Origin of the sequence: Pseudomonas sp. K5002 (assembly GCF_013386655.1) — a bacterium.
Taxonomy (GTDB): Bacteria; Pseudomonadota; Gammaproteobacteria; order Pseudomonadales; family Pseudomonadaceae; genus Aquipseudomonas.
The window spans coordinates 1-833 of sequence record NZ_JACARK010000395.1 but is presented as its reverse complement, the minus strand read 5'-3'; the positions used below and the strand labels follow the sequence as shown (position 1 = coordinate 833).

General features: G+C 62.3%; 2 protein-coding genes. Both read right to left on the bottom strand.

Translation table 11 applies throughout. The annotated features are described in order from the left end of the window. Positions 1–9: 9 nt before the first annotated feature. The gene (locus HX846_RS18535) at positions 10–654 is read right to left on the bottom strand and encodes a lysoplasmalogenase (protein ID WP_102605186.1); all 645 of its coding nucleotides are present in this window, start codon (positions 652–654) and stop codon (positions 10–12) included. Position 655: 1 nt separating this feature from the next. Then, a partial coding sequence (locus HX846_RS18530; protein ID WP_178965863.1) for a protease inhibitor I42 family protein occupies positions 656–833 on the bottom strand: 178 nt, incomplete at its 5' end.

Below are 833 nucleotides of genomic sequence, written 5' to 3'. Positions count from 1 at the left end.
AGCCAGCTCCTACAGGTTGACGGTTTTTTTCTGAGGAAAGGAAGAGGCCGTAATGCCCCACTGCCCCAGCCAGTAGCTGACAATCAGCAAATACGGCGCCGCTTCAAACGCCACCACAAACCGATTGATCCCGATCAGCGTGTCGGAAAACACGAACGACGCCGCACCTGCGGCCGCCAGGTATGCCGAGCGCTTGGGCACTTCGCTGCCCAAGCGCGCCAACGCTCGCCACAGCATCGCGCTGATCACCAGCGCATACACCACCACCGGCACCAGCAATGGGCCCAGGCCATGGGAAATCAGAATGCTCAGCAAGATCGCGCCCACCACCAGCGCCAGCACCAGCGGCAAAATCGCCGGGCGGCGGCAGTCGCTCAAGTAGGCTTTCAGGTACGCCAGGTGCGCGAACAAAAACGCACCGAGGCCGAAGATGAACAGGTCGCCGGGCCAGGCCAGCAGCACGTCGCCCACCAGGGAAAAAATCAGCCCCAGGCTGATCCAGCGTCGATAGTCAGTGGGCGGCGCATCATGCAGCCAGCCCAGCAGCGCCAGTACCGGCAATGGCTTTACCAACAGGCAGAGCAGGGTGGCGTGGGTGCTCAGGCCGTAGATAAAGGTTACCGCCCCCATCAACGCAAGGATCATCCATGGCATATCAGTTCACCGTAATGGCGCAGTCGAAGGTTTCGGCCGGTTCAGCTTCCGGCTCCCAGGGTTGTTGTGAGGTGAGGCGCAAACGGCCCTGGCCGGCGTTGAAGGCCTGGAAGCGCCAGGTGGATTGGCCGCCACTGCCGACCACGCCGGTGTCGTCGGTGTTGCTGTAGACCTCGGGG